This window comes from Cyanobium sp. NIVA-CYA 375, from assembly GCF_056108345.1.
The window spans coordinates 1-2,192 of record NZ_JBSYHW010000163.1; the positions used below are offsets into that span (position 1 = coordinate 1).

General features: G+C 52.1%; 2 protein-coding genes. One reads left to right on the plus strand and one right to left on the minus strand.

What is annotated here, in order from left to right:
* The first annotated feature begins 46 nt into the window (after nt 1-46).
* Nucleotides 47-400 carry a DUF1499 domain-containing protein gene (locus tag AC01FP_RS17120; RefSeq protein WP_474481895.1) on the plus strand — a complete coding sequence of 118 codons (354 nt, stop codon included), beginning with the start codon at nt 47-49 and terminating at the stop codon, nt 398-400.
* Between the two features lie 740 nt (nt 401-1,140).
* Here the strand turns inward: AC01FP_RS17120 and AC01FP_RS17125 are convergent.
* The gene (locus tag AC01FP_RS17125) at nt 1,141-1,584 is read right to left on the minus strand and encodes an EamA family transporter (RefSeq protein WP_474481893.1); all 444 of its coding nucleotides are present in this window, start codon (nt 1,582-1,584) and stop codon (nt 1,141-1,143) included.
* Nucleotides 1,585-2,192: the final 608 nt, after the last annotated feature.

Sequence of the window (2,192 nt, forward strand, 5' to 3'; positions counted from 1 at the left end):
TGAGGGAGGCGAGCCGTCAGCCCCGGCTACGCCGGGGCTGATCCCCCTGAGTTACACCACTCCATGGGACGCCGCTCTAGGCGTCTACCAGGGAGCCCTGGCTCCCTGCCCATCGCCCGCTCACTGCGCCCGCGCTGATTGGACTGTGGCAAATCCCGATACTGCCCTGGCGGACCTGGTGCCGGTGATCCTGGCCATGCCCCGCACCGAGCTGGTGGAGCAGGGCGAGGGCTACGTCCACGCCACTGCCACCAGTGCCCTGTTCGGCTTTATCGACGATCTGGAACTCTATGCAGACCAAGCCAATGGCATGCTGCAAGCCCGCTCGGTGTCCCGTCTTGGGGATTCGGATCTAGGCGTCAATGCCCGCCGTCTTACTGCCCTGCAAAAGGCGCTCTAGGCGCTCGCAGTGACCGTCTGGAAAAAAGCCCTTAACAGAACCACTGAGACAGCTGCTTCTGTTTGATCCCGCTGACAGCAGGCTCCATTGCCTAGCCGCTGCGTCAGCTTTGCAGTTGAGCGTAAGAAGCAACCCCGAGTGCCCGCACTCAGCATCCCATGAAAACTGAAAAAACTGGCCTCAGGCCCACCGAGCTAGAAGCGGATTCGGCCGAGGCAGAAACCTCCGCGCATCTATATGGCGCCCCTTCTGGTTCGATGCAGCCGGATCAGGACTACCGGCTTTTGGAGAACTCTTACCGCAATTCACCTGAATACGCAGCGATGGTGGAGCGCTACCCCCTGCTGCGGAGTTTGATAACGACCTGTGCATCCTCTGAGTTGGTTGGCCATCCACTAGCAATCACTTGCGCAGAACATCCGGGGTTGACCCTGCAGTGGGATCGCAGTCACGGTGACTAATCATCTGGCAGCATGGGGCACCCGTACTGGCTTAATTGTCGCCCTAGCGTGTATATACTAATTCAAGGTAATATTGATTTACATTTGATATATTTCTCTGCCCGCAGGCCCCGGGTCATAGTTCAGTATTGGCTTGAGAAACTTTTGCCTGATAGTTTCGAGTTGGCTATTGGTAAGTCAGAGATTTTTAGGCCAATGCATTTGCCTTAAAACATAGGGCAATAATTTATACTTCGACGCAGTTAACGAATTAAGCGACTTAGCTACGCAAGCCTTACCCTATTCGGCAAGCGATAATAGTATGCCTCCTCCGGCAATAAGTAATAACGCCGCCCAGCTAGCTGCTGAGGGACGTTCACCGAGAAAGGCAAAGCCTATAAGGGCAACTAATAATAGGCTGAGGCGATCAACCGGTACCACTAATGATGCATCCCCCTGCTTTAGTGCCCTAAAAAAGCAGAATGAGGACAGGCCGCTTGCCACACCGGAAAGGGTTATAAATACCCATGTCTGCTGAGAAAGTGCAAAAGGATTGCTCCACTTTCCAGTTGCAATGATCAGCAAGGGTAGGAATATTGATATGACAATAGTGCGGATTAAGGTTGCTAAGTCAGCTTCAATATTTTCAAGTCCTACTTTTCCTAGTACGGCAGAGGCGCTAGCAAAAATCGCTGATAATAATGCCCATGTGAACCAAAGCGGTAAAACAGGAATCTGATTCATTTGAATCTAGTATCTACAGTTATTGTGATTGGAATCCAAATGGCGAGTGGGCGGCTAGGGTGATACACGGGTCTCTTTTGTGGGAACTTGGGCTTAGCTTTTGTTGTTAAAATATTGAGGTTTGTATTAAGTTGGTTGAGCTTGTTTCGCAGACTTTGGATGGCCACCGATGCTATCCCATTGATGTAAAACTTTGAACTTTTGATTTTGATGTGGGAATGGATCGGTTATGCATTTCTATCCTAGGTGAAACCCTCTACTGAGTTGTGATCAATGAGGCCTGCGTTGCCAAGCCGCTGGGGCCGCCGCGGGTTTGAAGATGGACTCGACCAAAAGCAAGGCCCACCGCTCCGCGATGTTTACGTCTGTAGGAAAACCGTCCATTAGATGGGGCTGCGAGGTGACATTCGCTCAAGTCAAGATACACTTTTTCAAACAACTTTAGCCGCTGGAGTTCATGTTATCTGATACCTTCAAGTGCCGACCACAGGCAGTAACGGCTTCGACTGGCACCAAACTCAGCATTGAGACACTCTCTGGCGTCGCAGCCTCCCATATATGTGCAGCATGCATGCCCTGCCGCAGGATCGCCGGCACGGCGGCAAAGG